The sequence below is a fragment of the Pseudonocardia spirodelae genome (genome assembly GCF_037727765.1).
Classification (GTDB): Bacteria; Actinomycetota; Actinomycetes; order Mycobacteriales; family Pseudonocardiaceae; genus Pseudonocardia; species Pseudonocardia spirodelae.
Map to the genome: position 1 here is coordinate 18,242 of NZ_JBBJUP010000025.1, position 16,189 is coordinate 34,430.

16 protein-coding genes, 1 tRNA gene and 1 pseudogene are annotated in these 16,189 nt (G+C 73.9%); 8 read left to right on the forward strand and 10 right to left on the reverse strand.

Annotation, left to right across the window (positions count from 1 at the left end):
• Window positions 1–57 precede the first annotated feature (57 nt).
• Window positions 58–1,023 carry a zinc-dependent alcohol dehydrogenase gene (locus WJX68_RS23475; RefSeq protein ID WP_340294802.1) on the forward strand — a complete coding sequence of 322 codons (966 nt, stop codon included), beginning with the start codon at window positions 58–60 and terminating at the stop codon, window positions 1,021–1,023.
• Between the two features lie 9 nt (window positions 1,024–1,032).
• Here WJX68_RS23475 and WJX68_RS23480 read toward each other — a convergent pair whose 3' ends face one another.
• Complete coding sequence (locus WJX68_RS23480) at window positions 1,033–1,665, reverse strand: GTP cyclohydrolase II (RefSeq protein WP_340294933.1); 633 nt, start codon at window positions 1,663–1,665, stop codon at window positions 1,033–1,035.
• A gap of 12 nt (window positions 1,666–1,677) precedes the next feature.
• Here WJX68_RS23480 and WJX68_RS23485 point away from each other — a divergent pair, with 12 nt between their 5' ends.
• Window positions 1,678–2,427 (forward strand): creatininase family protein, encoded by a 750-nt coding sequence (locus tag WJX68_RS23485; RefSeq protein WP_340294935.1) that lies wholly within the window; start codon window positions 1,678–1,680, stop codon window positions 2,425–2,427.
• A 42-nt stretch (window positions 2,428–2,469) separates the two neighbouring features.
• On the opposite strand, the pseudogene WJX68_RS23490 reads toward WJX68_RS23485, so the two are convergent.
• From WJX68_RS23490 to WJX68_RS23505, 4 genes and pseudogenes are all read right to left on the reverse strand, one after another.
• Window positions 2,470–3,351: pseudogene (locus WJX68_RS23490) on the reverse strand (lysylphosphatidylglycerol synthase transmembrane domain-containing protein); the annotation flags it as partial.
• On the reverse strand, window positions 3,348–4,181 hold the full coding sequence (locus tag WJX68_RS23495; RefSeq protein ID WP_340294805.1) for a class I SAM-dependent methyltransferase: 834 nt from the start codon (window positions 4,179–4,181) through the stop codon (window positions 3,348–3,350). The pseudogene WJX68_RS23490 and the gene WJX68_RS23495, both read right to left, overlap by 4 nt.
• Complete coding sequence (locus WJX68_RS23500; protein ID WP_340294807.1) at window positions 4,178–5,194, reverse strand: glycosyltransferase family 4 protein; 1,017 nt, start codon at window positions 5,192–5,194, stop codon at window positions 4,178–4,180. Before WJX68_RS23500 ends, WJX68_RS23495 begins: the two co-directional genes overlap by 4 nt.
• A 44-nt stretch (window positions 5,195–5,238) precedes the next feature.
• The gene (locus WJX68_RS23505) at window positions 5,239–5,637 is read right to left on the reverse strand and encodes a 6-pyruvoyl trahydropterin synthase family protein (protein WP_340294809.1); all 399 of its coding nucleotides are present in this window, start codon (window positions 5,635–5,637) and stop codon (window positions 5,239–5,241) included.
• 158 nt (window positions 5,638–5,795) lie between these two features.
• On the opposite strand from WJX68_RS23505, the gene WJX68_RS23510 reads away from it, so the two are divergent.
• Window positions 5,796–5,868: transfer RNA gene (locus WJX68_RS23510), tRNA-Arg, on the forward strand.
• A gap of 158 nt (window positions 5,869–6,026) precedes the next feature.
• On the opposite strand, the gene WJX68_RS23515 is transcribed toward WJX68_RS23510, so the two are convergent.
• Together WJX68_RS23515 and WJX68_RS23520 are read right to left on the reverse strand one after the other, a co-directional pair.
• Window positions 6,027–6,221, reverse strand: coding sequence for a hypothetical protein (locus WJX68_RS23515; protein ID WP_340294812.1), 195 nt, complete (start codon window positions 6,219–6,221; stop codon window positions 6,027–6,029).
• A 542-nt stretch (window positions 6,222–6,763) separates the two neighbouring features.
• On the reverse strand, window positions 6,764–7,669 hold the full coding sequence (locus WJX68_RS23520; protein WP_340294814.1) for an AraC family transcriptional regulator: 906 nt from the start codon (window positions 7,667–7,669) through the stop codon (window positions 6,764–6,766).
• A gap of 196 nt (window positions 7,670–7,865) precedes the next feature.
• On the opposite strand from WJX68_RS23520, the gene WJX68_RS23525 reads away from it, so the two are divergent.
• The 5 genes from WJX68_RS23525 to WJX68_RS23545 are packed head-to-tail and all read left to right on the forward strand — an operon-like array spanning window position 7,866 to window position 12,686.
• Window positions 7,866–9,098 carry a cytochrome P450 gene (locus WJX68_RS23525; protein ID WP_340294816.1) on the forward strand — a complete coding sequence of 411 codons (1,233 nt, stop codon included), beginning with the start codon at window positions 7,866–7,868 and terminating at the stop codon, window positions 9,096–9,098.
• Between the two features lie 4 nt (window positions 9,099–9,102).
• The gene (locus WJX68_RS23530; protein ID WP_340294818.1) at window positions 9,103–10,131 is read left to right on the forward strand and encodes a 2Fe-2S iron-sulfur cluster-binding protein; all 1,029 of its coding nucleotides are present in this window, start codon (window positions 9,103–9,105) and stop codon (window positions 10,129–10,131) included.
• A 31-nt stretch (window positions 10,132–10,162) separates the two neighbouring features.
• The gene (locus WJX68_RS23535; RefSeq protein WP_340294821.1) at window positions 10,163–11,407 is read left to right on the forward strand and encodes a cytochrome P450; all 1,245 of its coding nucleotides are present in this window, start codon (window positions 10,163–10,165) and stop codon (window positions 11,405–11,407) included.
• Window positions 11,408–11,419: 12 nt separating this feature from the next.
• A complete protein-coding gene (locus tag WJX68_RS23540; RefSeq protein ID WP_340294823.1) occupies window positions 11,420–12,364 on the forward strand; it encodes a PDR/VanB family oxidoreductase in 945 nt (314 codons plus the stop codon).
• Between the two features lie 25 nt (window positions 12,365–12,389).
• A complete protein-coding gene (locus WJX68_RS23545; RefSeq protein WP_340294825.1) occupies window positions 12,390–12,686 on the forward strand; it encodes an EthD family reductase in 297 nt (98 codons plus the stop codon).
• 457 nt (window positions 12,687–13,143) lie between these two features.
• Here the strand turns inward: WJX68_RS23545 and WJX68_RS23550 are convergent, their stop codons facing one another.
• The 3 genes from WJX68_RS23550 to WJX68_RS23560 all read right to left on the reverse strand — a co-directional run bounded on the left by WJX68_RS23550 (window position 13,144) and on the right by WJX68_RS23560 (window position 16,105).
• A complete protein-coding gene (locus WJX68_RS23550) occupies window positions 13,144–14,418 on the reverse strand; it encodes an MFS transporter (RefSeq protein ID WP_340294827.1) in 1,275 nt (424 codons plus the stop codon).
• Window positions 14,419–14,498: 80 nt separating this feature from the next.
• Window positions 14,499–15,248, reverse strand: a complete 750-nt coding sequence (locus tag WJX68_RS23555; protein WP_340294830.1) for an SDR family NAD(P)-dependent oxidoreductase — start codon at window positions 15,246–15,248, stop codon at window positions 14,499–14,501.
• Window positions 15,245–16,105: a sugar phosphate isomerase/epimerase family protein gene (locus tag WJX68_RS23560; RefSeq protein ID WP_340294833.1), complete on the reverse strand. Its 861-nt coding sequence runs from the start codon at window positions 16,103–16,105 to the stop codon at window positions 15,245–15,247. Before WJX68_RS23560 ends, WJX68_RS23555 begins: the two co-directional genes overlap by 4 nt.
• Window positions 16,106–16,189: the final 84 nt, after the last annotated feature.

Below are 16,189 nucleotides of genomic sequence, written 5' to 3' on the forward strand. Positions count from 1 at the left end.
GGCGGACGTCCGGTTCGCCCGGTTAGGGTCGGGGCCGCCGGACGGGAGGGGTGACGGATGCGGGCACGGGCGTTCTGGGTGACCGCGCCGGGACACGGCGAGATCCGCGACGTCGAGGTCGGCGAGCCCGGCCCGGACGAGGTGCTGGTCCGGACCCGGTACAGCGCGGTCAGCCGGGGCACCGAGACGCTGGTGTTCCGCGGGGAGGTCCCCGCCTCCGAGCACGAGCGGATGCGCGCACCGTTCCAGGAGGGCGTGTTCCCCGGCCCGGTCAAGTACGGCTACCTGGCCGTCGGCGAGGTCGAGCGCGGCCCCGCGGGGCTCGTCGGGCGCACCGTGTTCTGCCTGTACCCGCACCAGACCCGGTTCGTGGTGCCGGCCGCGGCGGTGACCGTGGTCCCCGACGACGTCCCGGCGGACCGCGCGGTGCTGGCGGGCACCGTGGAGACCGCCGTCAACGCGGTGTGGGACGCGGCGCCGCTGGTCGGTGACCGGATCGCCGTCGTCGGGGCGGGGATGGTCGGGGCGTCGGTCGCCGCGGTCCTGGCCGGGATCCCCGGGGCGCGGGTGCAGCTCGTCGACACCGACCCGTCCCGGGCCGCGCTCGCCGCCGCGCTCGGCGTCGGGTTCGCCTCCCCGGCGGAGGCGACCGGCGACTGCGACGTCGTCGTGCACGCCAGCGCCACCGCGGCCGGGCTCGCCCGGTCGCTGGAGCTGCTCGCCCCGGAGGGCGAGGTCGTCGAGCTGAGCTGGTACGGCAGCCGCCCGGTGTCGCTGCCGCTGGGCGGGCCGTTCCACAGCCGCCGGCTCGCGGTGCGCGCCAGCCAGGTCGGGACCGTGTCGCCGCGCCGCGCGCACCGCGGGTACGGCGAGCGGATGGCGCGTGCGCTGCGGCTGCTGGCCGACCCCCGCTTCGACGCCCTGGTCGAACGCGAGGTCGTCCTCGACGCGCTGCCCGCCGCGCTGGCGGCGATGGCAGCCGGCGGCTCGCCGTCGCTGTGCCTGCGGGTGTCGCACGACTGACCCCGCGGCTCAGTTGCCGGTCGCGTCGAGCTGCGGGAGCACGTGCCCGAGCCGGTCGCGCTTGGCGGTCAGGTAGCGGACGTTGTGCTCGTCGACCGGCTCCAGCACCGGCACGAGCTCGGCGACGTCGATGCCGTGCGCGGTGAGCGCCTCCACCTTCGCCGGGCTGTTGGACAGCAGCCGCACGCGGCCGATCCCGAGGTGGCGCAGCACGAGCGCGGCCGCCCCGAAGTCGCGGGTGTCGACCGGCAGCCCGAGCGCGACGGCGGAGTCGACCGTGTCCAGGCCGTGCTCGTCCTGCAGCACGTGCGTGCGGATCTTCGCGATCAGGCCGATGCCACGTCCCTCGTGCCCGCGCAGGTACACGATCACCCCGCGCCCGGCGTGGACGACCGCCTGCACCGCGAGCGACAGCTGCGCGCCGCACTCGCAGCGCCGCGCGCCGAACACGTCGCCGGTCAGGCACTCGGAGTGCATCCGCACCAGCGGCGCGTCGGCCTCGGTGGGGTCGCCGTACACCAGCGCGAGGTGTTCGGCGCCGCCGTCGTGCTCGCGGAAGGCGATCGCGCGGAACCGTCCGTCGCGGGTGGTCAGCTCGGACTCGGCGAACTCAGCCGTGCCGTCGTGCTGCGCGTCGTGCACCGTCGTTCCTCCATGATCGGATGGGCTCGTGGGAGCCTCGCCTGCGTGAATCCCCTCCCCGCCGACACCACCGAGGACGTGGCCGGCCGGGCCGCCGCGGTGGCCCTGCTCCCCGTCGGGAGCCTCGAGCAGCACGGGCCGCACCTGCCCCTGACCACCGACACCCTGGTGGCGTGCGCCGTCGCCGACCGGGTCGCGCAGGCCCACACCGTGCGCGTCCTGCCGCCCCTGACCTTCTCGTGCTCGCACGAGCACGCGGCCTGGGCCGGCACGGTCAGCATCTCCGCGACGACGCTGGCGGCCGTCGTCGGTGACGTCGCCGCCTCGCTGCGGGCCGCCGGGACCACCGCGCTGGTGCTGGTCAACGCGCACGGCGGCAACTACGTCCTGCGCAACGTCGTCCAGGAGGCGTCGGTCGGCCCCCTCCCGATGGCGCTGTTCCCCGGCCCCGAGGACTGGACCGCCGCCCGGCGCGCCGGCGGGCTGGTCACCTCGGGCTCCGCCGACATGCACGCCGGTGAGCTGGAGACCTCGATCCTGCTGCACACCTGCCCCGAGCTCGTCCGGCCGTCGTCCGCCGGCGCCGACCACGACGCCGACGAGCGGCCCCACCTGCTCACCACCGGGCTGGGCGCCTACACGGCCACCGGCGTCGTGGGGCGGCCGTCGCTCGCCACCGCCGCGAAGGGCCGGGACGTGCTCGACTCCCTCGCCGGGTCGTTCGGCGGGCACCTGCGGGCGCTCGCGACCCGCACCGGCTGAGCCGCGGCGGCGCAGCACGACCAGCGCGCCGGGGGCGACGCCGACCAGCGCCAGCACCCCGTAGGCGACGGCGGTCGCGAGCCCCTCCGCGGCCGGCAGCCCGACCGCGGCGAACGCGCCGGCCGCCGCGGCCTCGCGCGGGCCCCAGCCGCCGACGGTGAGCGGGATCGTCATGGCCAGCAGCGCGACCAGCAGCAGCGGCACGAGGACGGCGGTCGGGGCGCCGGCCCCCGCCGCCCGGGCGGCGACGACGAACAGCGTCACGTGGCAGGCGAGCGCGCCGACCGAGGTGGCGAGCACCCCGGCGGCGGTGCGCGGGCGCAGCACCACCGCGGCGTCGGCCCACAGGCGTCGCAGGCGGGCGCGGAGCAGCCACGACGCGGCCCCGAGCAGGACGGCCCCGGCGACGACGACGGCCACGGTGCCGCCGGGCAGCGGCCCGGCCACCGCCCGCAGCAGGTCCGGCTGCAGCCCGAGCACGACGACGGCCGCGCCGAGCGCGACCAGCGTCCCCGCGGCGCGCTCGATCACCACGGCGCGCACCCCGGCCCCGAGGTCGCCCTCGCTGCGGCCGTGGCTGACCGCGCGGTGCACGTCACCGAGCACACCCGCGGGCAGCAGCGAGTTCAGGAAGGTCGCGGAGTAGCAGTCGGCGACCGCCCGCGACGGCGGCAGCCGCAGCCCGATCCCGCGGGCGACCATCCGCCAGCGCCACGCGGACAGGACCGTCGCGAGCGCGCCGAGCACGAGGGCCGCGACGACGGCGCCCGGCCCGATCCCGCGCAGCCGTTCCAGCACCGGACCGACGCCGACCTGCACGACCAGCACGACGAGCAGCACCGCGCCGCCGAGCAGCCGCAGCACCGCCCCGGTCCGCCCCTGCCGGGGCGCCCCGCCGGGCGCTGCGGGCCGGTGCGTGGTCACGACCGCTCCCCCGGCACGGCGAGCAGGTCGACGTGGCCGACCTCGACCCGCAGCGTCCCGGCCGCGAGCGCGGCCTCGCGCCGCTGCAGGTAGCCGGGGACGTGCACGGCCAGCGCCGGGTCCTGGACGCAGGCGGCGTCGAGCCACCCGGCCAGCCACTCGCGCAGCAGCGCGGGCCGGTCCGGCCCGAGCCGCCACGGCGTGTCCGCGGTGCGGACCGTCGCGCCGTGACGGGCGAACGTGGCGGCCGCGACGGCGGGCGCGTCGGGGCCGAGCATCCGGCGGCCGCCCGCCTCGCGGCGCTGGTGGGCGTCGAAGGCGGCGGCGAGGCCGGCGTCGAGCGGCTCGGCCGGATGGAACCGGACGCGCCCGGAGACCGACAGCGTGAGCAGCGCGGGCGCCCGCGCGGCGGCACAGCTCGCGGCGAGCGCGTCCGTCTCCTGCGCGGTGAGCAGGTCCAGCAGCGCCGACGCGGTGACCAGCGACGTCCCGGCCAGGTCCGCGGGCCCGAGCCCGGTGAGGTCGCCCGGCCCGGCCTCTGCGGTGACCCCGGGCGGGAGCGCCGCGACCGCGCGGGACAGCACGACCGGGTCGCGGTCGTGCAGCACCCAGTGCTGGTCGTGCGGCAGGCGGGGGGCCAGCCAGCGCCCCATCGAGCCGGTGCCGCAGCCGAGGTCGCGCACGAGCAGCGGGCCGGGCGATAGCACGGCGGCGACGGCATCGGCCAGCGCGGCCGAGCGGGCGGCGGCGTCGGCGGGTTCGCGCAGGGCCAGCCACTCGGGCGGGCAGAGCGGGTTCCCGGCCGGGCCCTGGACCGGCGCGGCGCTCACGGGAGCACCGCCGCGAGCGTGCGGGCGGTGACGGTCCAGCCGTCGAGCCGGGCGCGGCGGGCGCGGGCCGCGGCACGCAGGTCCGCGCGCAGGGCGGGGTCGGTGAGCCAGGCGCGCAACGCGGCGGCGAGCCCGCCGGGCGCGACGAGCAGCCCGCCGCCGTCGACCGCCTCGGCGACCCCGCCGACGTCGTGGGCCAGGACGGGGACGGCGCGGGCCAGCGCCTCGGTGGCGACCATGCCGTAGGTCTCGGCGCGCGAGGGCAGGACGAGCAGGTCGGCGGCCGCGTAGGCGGCGTCGAGGTCCGGGCCGGTCAGCGGCCCGGTGAGCGTGACGCGGTCGCCGAGCCCGTGCCGGCCGACCCGGGCGCGCACCAGGGCGGCGTGGCCGGGGTCGCGGTCGGCGGGGCCGGTCAGGTGCAGCGTCCAGCCGAGGTCGGCGACGGCGGCGAGCGCGTCGACGAGCAGGTCGTGACCCTTGGTGGGGGTGAGCGCGCCGACGGCGAGCAGCCGCGTCCCGGCGGGGACGGGTGTCGTCACCGCGGCGGGGTCGGCGCCCGGGCGGGCGACGTGCACCCGGTACGCGGGCAGCCCGTGCACCGCGACGACCCGGCGCGCGGTCCAGACGCTGGTGGTGACGACCGTGGCCGCGTGGTGCAGCGCGGCCCGTTCGCGGGCCGTCCGGTCCGCGGCGAGCCCGGGGCCGGGCCCGAGCTCGTCACCGAGCGGCAGGTGCACCAGGACCACGAGGTGCAGCCGCCCGGCGTGGCGGGCCAGGACGTCCGGTGCGGCGCAGGCGACGAGCCCGTCGAGCAGCACGGGTGCGCCGGCGGGGACGCGGGCGAGCGCCGCGTCGAACCGGTCCCGGTCGGCACCGTCCGGGTCCGGCCAGGCGCCCGCGACCGGGGTCTCGACGACGGTCCGGTCGAGCGCGTCGCGGACCCGGCGGTCGTAGTGGTCGCCCCCGCTCGGCGAGCGCGGGTCACCGCTCCCCGCGGGGAGGACGAGGTGCACCGCCCGGCCCGTGGCCCGGGCCGGGGCGGCCGGGGCGGCAGACGTCACAGCTCCCGCTCGTAGCTCGCCCACGCGACGTGCGACTCGTGCAGCGTGACCACGAGCCCGGACAGGCCCCCGGCGTTGCCGCCGAGCCGCCCGGCGCGGATGCGGTCGGCGAGCCGGTCGGCGACGGTACGGGCGAGGAACTCGGTGGTCGTGTTGACGCCGGCGAACTCCGGGTGGTCGTCGAGGTCGCGGTGGTCGAGATCGGCGAGCACCTCCCTCAGCTGCGACGTCGCCAGCGCGATGTCGACGACGATGCCGTCCGGGTCGAGCTCGGGACGGCGGAACGTCGCGTCGACGAGGAAGGTCGCGCCGTGCCGCTGCTGGGCCGGTCCGAACACCTCACCGCGCAGGCTGTGCGCGATCATCACGTGGTCACGGACGGTGATGCTGAACACCGGCTCTCCCTCCTGAGAACGACACCCGCGTCGCTGCCGTCGGACGCAAACGGGCAAAGTTCATGAAACCACCAGCCGCCGGGGGCGGCGCGACGGTCCCGGGACGGTGCAGGTGGGCGGGCCGTGCCGGACGGGCACCGGTACCCTTCACGCGCTACGCCCTCGTAGCTCAGGGGATAGAGCACCGCTCTCCTAAAGCGGGTGCCGCAGGTTCGAATCCTGCCGGGGGCACACAGGTCAGAGGCGCAACGACGATCCTCCGACCGGCGCTCATGGAGCTAGCCGTAAAGCGAGTTGTCGCTACGCCCGCTCCGTGGCGTGACCCCGTGGCGTGACCTCGTGGCGCACGACAGCGGCAACGCCGCCGGATCCACGCCTTCCCCAGCAGGTCATTGCGGGTCAGAGTGTACGCCGGCATCGACGCCCCGAGCGGCAAGCGGAACGACCTCGTCGAGACCGTGCCCGCCGGCCGCCCCGAGACCGGGGCGGAGGCCGAGAAGATCCGCAACCGGTCCGTCGACCAGGTCGACGAGCAGCGCAACCCGCGCATCACGGCGACCGTCATCCGGCTCACGGACCGCCACCTAGGACTTCCTCGACGGCGAGACGCTCGACAGCCACCAGGCGGTCCTCCGCCGGTGCCGAGACCACTGCGACGGCCGTCAAGCCGTCCAGCACGCCGTCGACGGCACCCACGGGTGCACCGAGGCGCGCAGGACGCGACGATCCTGAACGCAGCCCTCGGCGAGGCATGGTGGGGGGCGTTCTTGTGGCTCGCCATGACGACCGGTGCGCGCCGGGGCGAGCTGTGCGCACTGCGCCGGAGTCCCCGGGCCGGGTTCGTCGGCCGCCTCCGCGAAGCGGCGAACCTCGCCGGGCCGCGTGTCTCGGAAACCGAGTCGGTGAGCGTCCCGATCCTGCGCGCATCCCCACGCGAGTGACCGGAAGGAGCGATGCGGGCCACGACGACACCACCGAGCCGGGAGACAGCGTTGGACCCGATCCGGATCAGATCGCGTGCCGCCGACCACGAGCCGGCCGGGAACGCGGCGTGACGACGGTCCGTCCCACGACGGGACTCCTCCCGCGCCGCAGTTGCCGAACCAGAGCACGTCCGCGGACTCGCTCAACAGAAGTCCGCGCCGTGCCCCCTCCTGAAGTCCGACGGCGACAGGTGGTACCGACTTCGGAACGCGGCGGCAAAACGGCTCGAACTCGAGAAGCCCCAGCGGGCGGCGACCTGGCTGACCGTGGGTCCGGCCTGCTCCTCGAGGTCTGCCTTCGCGCGCTGCAGACGAACCGTCGTCAGGTACTCGGTCGGGGTGGAACCGACCCACTCCTGGAAGCCCTCCTGCAACCGTCGTACAGTCGTACTGCCCAGGCTGGCCATGTCCGCCACCGTCCACGGACGGGCCGGATCGTCCCGGATCGCGTCGATCACCCGCGAGATCGTCCGCGGCCGCGCCGCCGGGCCGGTTCCGAGATCGGGGAAGCTGCTCAGCAGGAAGCCGGCGGTCACGGCCCCCGCGAGCTGCTCGCGGATCACCGGGGAACCGCTGAACAGCGTCGGCCGCCGGAGGTGGGCCGCGAGACTGTTCACCAGCTGCCGCCAGTCCTGGCCCGCACCCCGGTCGAGATCGAGCTGGTCCGGGAGGCTCACGGCCGCCCGGGCGAGTTCGGCACCCAGTACACGTTCCGCCTCCACGTCGAGCCGGCCCCGGTCGAACTTGACCCCCAGGACCGTGCAGGTCGCGTCCCAGTGCGTGATCCGGCACGAGCTGTCGGCCCGGAACACCGTCGCCTGACCTGGCACCGAGGTGACCGAGCCGTGACGACCGCGGCTGACGAGGTGTCCGGTCAGCGGGATGTTGACCTCGTAGGCCCCGGGGCAGTCGCAGTTCAGCGCGATGTCCGCGCCCCAGCCGACGTACCCGATCAGCACCGGCCCGAGGTCGAGGGTCTGCAAGGTCAACCGGGGTTCGCTCCGGGCGGTGCTCGGTATGAGCTCGTGCGGGAAGTACGCCTCCGCCACGCTCCGCGACACCTGGTCCCAGTCCCGGGGTGGCGCACTTCGCCGTGCCGCCATGCTCGTGATGGTAACCGACGCAGATCACATTCGAACTTGTCGCGCCTTCGGTGTCGGATCCGCGCGATCGGTGTCGTCAGCGGCCTCGGACCGTCCCTACCTTCTCGACGTCCCGAACGACGTAGTGAAGGAGGTCACCTCGATGACGACGGTGGACGAGACCAGGACTCCGGACCTGTCGTGGCTGAAAGAGGTCACGATGACGGACCTGGAGCGCAACCCGTACGCGACCTACGAGCGGCTGCGGGCCGAGGCTCCCCTCGCTTTCGTCCCGGTCCTCGGGTCCTACGTGGCGTCCACGGAGGAGATCTGTCGCGAGATCGCCACGAGCGTGGACTTCGAGGCCGTCATCACGCCTGCCGGTGGCCGTACGTTCGGCCACCCGGCGATCATCGGGGTCAACGGCGACGTGCACGCCGACCTGCGCGGCATGGTCGAGCCCGCGCTACAGCCGGTCGAGGTGGACCGCTACGTCGACGACCTGGTCCGGCCCATCGCCCGCCGGTACCTGGAGCAGTTCGAGAATGCCGGCCGCGCCGAGCTGGTCTCCCAGTACTGCGAGCCGGTGAGCGTCCGGTCCCTCGGCGACCTGCTCGGGCTGCGGGACGTCGAGTCCGACGTCCTGCGCGACTGGTTCGCGAAGCTGAGCCGGTCGTTCACGAACGCGGCGATGACCGAGGACGGCCGGTTCGCCAATCCGGAGGGATTCGTCGAGGGCGACCAGGCCAAGGCCGAGATCCAGGCCGCGGTCGATCCGCTCATCGACCGATGGATCACCCACCCCGACGACAGTGCGATCTCGCACTGGCTGCACGACGGGATGCCGCCGGGCCGCACCCGTGACCGCGCCTACATCTACCCCACCATCTACGTCTACCTGCTCGGTGCGATGCAGGAGCCCGGGCACGGCATGGCGTCGACGCTGGTGGGCCTGTTCGGCGAGCCGGAGCAGCTGGAGCGGGTCGTCGACGAACCCGCGCTGATCCCGCGGGCGATCTCCGAGGGGATGCGCTGGACCTCACCGATCTGGTCGGCGACCGCGCGCATCTCGACCCGTCCGGTGCGGATCGCCGGGGTGGACCTCCCGGCGGGGACCCCGGTGATCCTCTCCTACGGATCCGCCAACCACGACACCGGCCGGTACGAGGCGCCGACCCGGTTCGACATGGACCGTCCGCCGATGCCGCACCTGGCGTTCGGCGCGGGGAACCACGCCTGCGCCGGGATCTACTACGCCAATCACGTCATGCGCATCGCGCTGGAGGAGCTGTTCGAGTCCATCCCGAACCTCGAGCGCGACACCTCCTCCGACGTCGAGTTCTGGGGGTGGGGTTTCCGCGGCCCGACCACGCTGCACGCCACGTGGGAGGTGTGAGCGCGTGGCGTTCACGGCCACGGTGGCCGGGCGGCCGGTGGACTGCGGAGCGGACCAGTCGATCCTCGACGCGTTCCTGCGCGCCGGTGTGTGGATGCCGAACTCGTGCAACCAGGGCACCTGCGGGACCTGCAAGGTCCGGGTGCTGAGCGGAGAGGTCGACCACCGCGACTCCCCCGTCGACACCCTGGGCGAGCAGGAACGCGCCGACGGGCTGGCCCTGGCCTGCCAGGCCCGGCTGCGCTCGGACGCCGTCGTCGCCCCGTCCGGCCCCGGCGACCGGCGCGTGGGCCGCACGACCCACCCCCTGCGCGACCTGGACGCGACCGTCGTCGGGATCGAGGACATCGCCCGCGACACACGACGGGTGCGGCTCGGCCTCACCGAGCCGCTCGCCTTCCACGCCGGGCAGTACGTGGAGCTCGTCGCTCCGGCGTCCGGGGCCCGGCGCCAGTACTCGCTGGCCAACACCGCCGACGAGGACAAGGTCCTGGAACTGCACGTCCGCTCCGTGCCCAGCGGGCTGGCCACCGAGCAGTGGATCTTCAGCGACCTCGCCGTCGGCGACCGTGTGCAGGTCACCGGGCCGCTGGGTGACTTCTTCCTCGACTCGGAGGACGACGGCGGCGAGCCCATGGTCCTCATCGGCGGCGGGACCGGCCTGGCGCCGCTGATCGCCCTGGTCAGGACGGCGCTCGGTCGTACACCGGACCGCGAGATCCTGCTCTACCACGGGGTCCGGGGCGCAGCCGACCTGTACGACCTCGACCTCATGGCCGGGCTGTCGGGCGCCCATCCGAACTTCAACTTCGTCCCGGTGCTGTCGCACGAGGACCCGCCACGGGGGACGTTCCACCGCACAGGTCTCCCCACCGACCTCTTCGTCGACGACGTGGCCTCGGCCCGCGGCTGGTCCGGATGGCTGTGCGGCCCGCCGGCGATGGTCGAAGCCGGGGTGAAGGCGTTCAAGCGTCGCCGGATGGCGCCCCGCCTGATCCACCGCGAGAAGTTCACCCCTGCCGACGCCGCCTGACAGCCACCCACCACACAGTCGAGGGAGACCGATGACCAGCCAGACCTGCCCCCGTGACTTCAACCCCATGACGGGCCCCGATCGCGACGACCCGAACCCGTTCTACGCGGACTGCCGGGACAACGAGCCGGTCCGCTTCAGTGCGACGCTCGGCGCGTGGCTGGTGACCCGCTACGACGACCTGCGAACGGTCGTCGACGACCCGGCGACCTTCTCCTCGCGCAACGCGATCCCGTCCATCTGGAACAACCCACCCGAGGTGGTGAAGGTCTTCGAGGACGCGGGCTGCACGCCCGAGGGCGCCACGGTCGTCAACACCGACGAACCGGAGCACGCCCCTCTGCGCCGCGCGCTGGAACACGCGTTCGGCGGGCGGCGGATCCGCGCCGTCCAGCCGCTGATGAAGCGCAAGGCCGAGGAGCTGATCGACGCGTTCGCCGCCGACGGCCGCGTCGACCTGCTGTCCCGTTACGCGGACCCGTTCGTGCAGGCCGTCGTGAGTGCGGTGTTCGGGATCCCGGATTCCGACATCGATCTCGTCCAGGACTGGACGAACGACCAGGTCCTGCTCTGGAACCCGCTCGCCCCCGTCGAGGGGAAGGTCGAGGCCGCCCGGCGCATGGTGGAGTACGAGCGCTACATCGCCGCGCTCATCGAGGACCGCCGTGCGCACCGGCGCGAGGACTTCATCTCGGACATGGTGCACGGCGACGGCGACACGTTCCCGCCGATGAGCTACTCCGACATCCAGTACGTGTTCCGTGGCCTGCGTGTCGCCGGCCACGACACCACGCGGGACACCATCACCAGCACGCTGCTGGCGATGCTGCAGAACCGGCGCTGGTGGGACGAGGCGGTGCAGAACCCCCGGATCATCCCTCGCCTCACGGAGGAGACGCTCCGCAAGGACGCCCCCCACCGCGGACTCATGCGCGTCACCACCCGCGACACCGACCTCGGGGGCGTCGATCTGCCCGCGGGCACCGCCCTGCTCCTCCTCTTCGGCTCCGGCAACCGGGACGGGCGCACCTTCCCCGAACCGGACGTCCTGGACCCGGAGCGGCCCAACGTCCGTGACCACCTGGCCTTCGGTCACGGCATCCATCAGTGCCCGGGCGCGACCCTGGCCAGGACCGAGGTCCGCATCGCGATCGAGACGCTGACCGCCCGTCTCCCGCAGCTGGTGCTGGAGCCGGGCTGGGACCCCGTCTACATCGCGAGCTACTTCTTCCGGGGTCTGGAGGAGCTGCGCGCTTCCTGGCCCACGGCCCACTGACAGAGGTCTCACATGGAATCCTCCGAGCGCGATCTCCTCGTCGCCGGTGTGCGGCACGAGGCCGACGGCGTCGTGTCGATCGAGCTGACCGACCCGGACGGGGCCGAGCTCGCGGCCTGGGAGCCGGGAGCACACATCGATGTCGTGCTGCCCGGCGACCTCGTCCGCCAGTACTCGCTCTGCGGTGACGTCGACGACCGCAGCCGCTACCGGATCGGCGTCCTGCGCGAACCGACCGGCCGCGGCGGGTCGGAGTTCCTGCACACGCGACTCGCCGTCGGTGACCGGCTGCGGATCCGTGGACCACGCAACAACTTCACCCTGGTGGACGCTCCGCACCACGTCTTCGTCGCCGGCGGCATCGGGGTCACCCCGCTCCTGCCGATGCTCGACGCCGTCCGGCGACGGGGCGGGTCCTGGCAGATGGTCTACGGCGGCCGGACCCGGTCGGCGATGGCGTTCCGGGACGAGCTGCCCGACGGGGTCCAGCTCGTCCCCCAGGACGAGCTCGGCCACCCCGACCTCGCAGGTGTGCTCGACGGTGCCGCACCGGGGACCCTCGTGTACTGCTGTGGACCGGCCGGGCTGATCGATGCCGTACGGCAGCGGTGCGCCGGATGGGCGGACCCGGACGCGGTCCGGTTCGAGCTGTTCGCGGCACCCGGGACGATCGACGACGTCGACGAGCAGCAGCCGTTCGAGGTCCAGCTCGCCCACAGTGGCGTCTCGTTCACGGTGCAGCCCGGTGAGTCGATCCTGGCCAAGGCGATCGAGGCCGGGGCGGACATCGTGTTCGACTGCCAGGACGGCATCTGCGGCAGCTGCGAGACCCCGATCATCGAGGGGAGCGCCGACCATCGCGACCATGTGCTCACCACCGCTGAGCGGGAAGAACAGGCATGTCTGATGGTCTGCGTCTCGCGCAGCAGGAGTCCCCGTCTCGTCCTGGACCTGTGATCCCCGTTCACCAAGGAGACCTGTCGTGCACGTGCTCACCGTGGCCTACGGCCACCCCTCGGACCCGGCCGCGTTCGACCGGTACTACGAGACCGTCCATCAGCCCCTCGCCGCTGCGGTCCCCGGGGTGCGGGCGATCCGTGTCCTGCACTGCGCCGGTCTCGACGGCACTCCGGCGCCCTACCACCTCGTGGCGGAGCTGACGTTCGACTCCGCCGATGCCGTCCAGGCCGGGCTCGCCTCCCCGCAGGGGCAGGCGGCCGCCGGCGACCTGGCCAACTTCGCCGACGGCGGCGCCACGCTCTTCCTGCAACACGACTGACCTCACCTCGCCCGGAGGGCTCCGCGATGTCACGCCGCCACGCCGTCGACAACGGTCATGGGCACCACAGCTCGCCGGTCGCGGAGCCGGCGGGACAGCACATCCGGCCGGGCGGTCCAGGGCCCCGGTGCCCTCGTGCTGAGCGGTCTCGCTTCCCGAGCGCCTGCCGACGGGCGCAGCACCCTCGAGTGGTACCGGCGAGTGCATACGTCCACGTCCCCCGTGGGGGCGCTGTTCCCCGAGGCGTCCGGGCCGTCCACGACCCATCTGCCCGGGGACCGGTCGTGCGACAGCGGTCGGACAGCGTCACGCTGACGGGCAGGGACCGGACCGCACGCTCCGGGAGACCTGCGAGACCCACGCGGACCCCACGACGGCGCCGACGCGGCCCCGGTGACAGGTCGACGGGCCGGGCAGCCGTCCCACCGAGGACGGGCTGCCCGGCGGAGCCGCACGGTCAGTCGGTCGCGCGGTCCCGGGCCGGGTCGACGGCGAGGGCGAAGACGAGCCCACCGAGGGCGAGCAGCAGCCCGAACACCAGGAAGGACATCGTGTACCCGCTGCCCGGTGCGGCACCGGTGTCGATCAGCCGCCCGGCCAGCAGCGGGCTGGCCACCCCCGCGGCGGCGGACGACGCGGTGATCATGGCCAGCGCTCCGGCCCGATGGGCGGCGCCGAACAGCTCCGAGACCACCGGGAAGGTCACGGTGTTCACGGTGACCGAGAACCCGTAACCCAGGATCACTGCGGCGACCGCGACGGCCGGTACGTCCACGAGCGGGATCGCCGCGAGCACCAGACCGGACAGCAGCAGACAGATCCCGCCGACACGGCCTCGACCGACCCGGGCCGGGGCGCCACGGCGCATGATCCGGTCACCGAGCCCGCCGATCAGGAACAGCGCCCCCAGCCCGGCCACACTGGGCAGGGCGAACAGGGTGCCGGCGGTGGCAGCGGAGAAGCCGAGACCGTTCTGGAAGTAGGAGGGCAGCCAGGTGAACACGACAGCGGCGAGCGCTCCCTGGGCGAATGTGGCGAACAGGCAGGCGAGCATGGTGGGGGTGCGCAGACCGCGCATCCATCCGCGATCCCGGGCCGGGGCGGGCCCCTGCGCGCCGGCGTAGGGGCCGGGGCGACCGAGCAGGTACCAGGCGACCAGCCACAGCAGCGCCACGACGCCGATCGCCACGAACCCGACCCGCCATCCGAACGCGACGACCGACAGCGAGATGACCGGCAGCAACGCGATCTTCGAGAACGACGCACCACTGGTGATGAGTGCGGCGGGCAGGCCGCGGCGGCTGGCCGGGAACCACGAGTAGGCGGCGTTGTGCGCCAGCGGCACTGCCGGCCCCTCGGCGGCACCGACGACGACCCGGCTGGCGATGAGCATCAGCGCGCCCCCGGCGAGCGCCGCAGGAATCTGGCCGAGCGCGATGAGCAACCCGCACCCCAGCAGCACCGCGCGCGTGGAGACCCTACGACCCGACAGGGCGATGGCCAGACAGCTGATCATCGTCAGCAGATAGGTCGCGCTGCTGATGAGACCGTAGGTGGTGGCGGACATCCCGAGTTCGGTGCGGATGGGTGTCGCGACGATGCCGAGCAGTCCCTTGTCCAGGAACACCAGCACGTGAGCGCCCGCAGCCGCCGAGGTCACCGCCCAGGGCATCCATGTCCGCTCGGTCCGGGGTGTGGCGGCCGCCCCGGTTCGATTCAGTTCGGTCGTCATCGCGTCTCCTCGTCGAGAGCCATCGGGCCGGAGGAGTTCCGGCCACGGGTCGTGCGGATCATGAAGGTGGTGTGGGTCGTTCAGGGCGACGGCGCGAGCTGCGCACCGCCGCAGACGTGCAGGACCTCGCCGGTGATGAACCCCGCGCCGGGCGAAGCGAGGAAACCCACGGCCTCCGCGATGTCCTGTGGGGTGGCGAAGCGGCCCATCGGAGTCATCGCGAGGTGCCTGGCCTCGAAGGCCGCGTACTCGGCCTCGGTGCGCCCGGACCGGGTGAAGGGTGTGGCGACCATGCTGGGTGCGACCGCATTGACCGTGACCCCGAGCGGGGCGAATTCCAGGGCGAGCGAGCGGGTCAGCCCCACGACGCCCGCCTTGGAGGTCACATAGGCCACCGGCCCACCGGACAGCCAGGTCCGCGAGGTGATGTTGACGACCCGTCCCCCGGTGCCCGACCCGCGCCACACCCCGGCGGCGGCCCTGCACAGCGCGGTCGGCCCCCAGACGTTGACCGCCATCAGCCGTTCCCAGTCGGCACGCTGCAGGGCGTCGAGCTCCCGGACTGCGGTGACGGCGGCGTTGTTGACGACGACGTCGAGTCGCCCGTACCGCTTCTCGACGTCCGCGACGAACTCCTCGACCGAGGTGTCGTCGGCGACGTCGAGGGGCAGGGCGACGGCGCCGGGAATCTGCGCGGCACGGTCGCGGGCCGCGTCGAGGTTCCGGTCGGCGAGCACCACGTGCTCGACCACTCCGATCAGTCGTGTCCCGATGGCAGCACCGAGCCCGCCCGCGCCACCGGTGACGACGGCGACCCGCCCGGCGTTCACGCCGGCTCCACTGCGGGCTCGGTCCGACCGAGGACCTCCAGCCCGCGCCGCAGCGCCGCGGCCGGGGCCAGATCGGTGCTGAAGTCCTCCAGCGAGACCCAGCCGCGGTAGCCGCCGCGGTGCAGCGCAAGACGCAGCGCAGCGACGTCGAGGACGCCGCGGTCCATCGGGGACCACTGCAGCTGCCACGGAGCTCCCGCCACCGACGGCACCCAGCGGGCGTTCTTGACGTGCACGTGGGTGAGGTGGGCACCCAGCAGCTCCACTGCGGTGTCGTGGTCTTCGTAGCCCTCGACCAGCAGGTTCCCGGCGTCGTAGATCGCGCCGACCCGGGTGGGGTCGGCGCCCTCCAGGATGCGGGCGGTCAGCGACGCGCTCGGGCAGATCGAGCGCTGGTGCAGCTCGAGCAGCGCCCGCACCCCGTACTGCGCGGTGAGCTCCTCCAGCTCGCCGACGAACCGACGGGCGGCCCGGGCGTGCTCGACCCACGGCTCGCCGTCGCGCCAGGGGGCGCGGAAGCGGAACCAGCCGACGCCCGCGTCGGCGGCTGCCACGGCCGCGCGTCGGGCGGTCGTCAGGTCCCCGGAGTCGACATAGGTGTCGAGCCCGACGACCTCCAGCCCGGCCCGGCGGCACCGCTCCACGACGGGTGCGACGTCGTCGAACCGCAGGGTGCAGCGGTTGTCGGTGAACACGTCGGTGCCCGCACCCGGGCCCCGATCGTCGACCCGCCACTCGATCCCGGTCGCTCCCGAGGCCGCGACGGTCTCGATCGCCTCATCGGGGGTGTGCTCGAAGAGCATGATCGAGCACACGGCCAGGGGGCTCGTTCTGATGTCCACGTCGTCGTCGGTCACGGAAGAAGTGAACGTTCGAACCCCTCCGGCTGTCCAAGACCGCCCGCGTCACCCGGGCATGCCTGCGAAGCATGACCAGTGGGG